Below are 1,228 nucleotides of genomic sequence, written 5' to 3' on the forward strand. Positions count from 1 at the left end.
TTGGTTCATTTTTCTCATAATTTTTGTTAACTTCCAGCGAAGTATTTATATTCTTGTAATAATTCGACACCAAAAGTGAAGTAAAAAATATATCCAGCACATAATTAACTCCCGTAAATGCCGACACCATCTCAAAGCTCAAAATATAATTTGGAGCATGTATTTCAATATATTCTGAACACGCTTTTTTTATTTCCTCAGACGAGCCATTCCCAATTCCTACAACAAATACATTCCTTTTTTTCAAATATTCCGCGATTCTAATCATATAGGGATTATTCCCCGAAAGCGAGATAATGAGAGCCATGTCTTTTTCCCCTTTTTCCGTAGAAATTACATAATGCTCATTAAGACCATCATAAGCCGCGCTTTCTATTCCAAGCGTCATAAATTTAAATGAAGCCAATTTTGCTAATATATATGAAATTCCAGTTCCATAAATCTCAATTTTCTTAACGTTTTTAAGTTTTTCAATAATTTTTTCCATAACAGGTGTATCCAAATTAAGTTTTGTAGCTCCAATAACTCTTTCATAAAGTGATGGAATAATTGAGATGATTTCATCGTATTTTGTTTCACTATTTACAGGCTCTTCGCTAAGCAGTCCTTTAATTTTCATCATTTCCTCGACTTCCTTATCCAGACTTCTCTGAAAGTCCCTATACCCTTTAACCCCTAGTTTTCTGCAAAATCTCACAACAGTAGCCTTGCTCACAAACGCCTTTTTAGCCAAACTCTCCGCTGACAGCAAATGTACCTCATCCAAGTGTTTTAAAATGTAATCTGCTATTTCCTTTTCATTATTCGTAAAATTCTCCTTTTTCTCTAATTTACTAATAATCATCCTTCACCTTCTTGTTAAATAAAAAAGGCAAAACCAAAGGGGGAAAACATTTATTAGAAGCATTTCCCGCCATTTCAGTTTTGTCTAATCCACATAGTAATAACTCAAATTATAAACTTCACATATTCTTTACATAACCATTATACCTTGACTTTCCTATTTGTCAATAGCAATTTATTTTTTATTTTTGCTTTTTTCAAATTTAATTTTATTCTGTATATTCAAAATCCTCTATTATCTTTTCCAAATTTTCCTTCGTAAAATTTTTTCTCAAATACTCCAATTTACCCTTCAATTCCTTTTCTTTTTCAAATATTCCAAGTTTATTCTCATATTCATCCAGCTTCTGAACACCTTTTTTTATATTATCAAAAACAGCCTGCC

The 1,228-nt window shown here is 31.4% G+C and carries 1 protein-coding gene and 1 pseudogene; both read right to left on the minus strand.

The window, feature by feature from the left end:
- On the minus strand, nt 1-844 hold an 844-nt coding region (locus Q0370_RS02770), incomplete at its 3' end, for a MurR/RpiR family transcriptional regulator (RefSeq protein ID WP_299571839.1).
- Nucleotides 845-1,052: 208 nt separating this feature from the next.
- Nucleotides 1,053-1,228 (minus strand): annotated as a pseudogene (locus tag Q0370_RS02775) (DNA-binding protein); the annotation flags it as partial.

It is taken from the genome of uncultured Leptotrichia sp. (assembly GCF_938036635.1).
Taxonomy (GTDB): Bacteria; Fusobacteriota; Fusobacteriia; order Fusobacteriales; family Leptotrichiaceae; genus Leptotrichia; species Leptotrichia hongkongensis.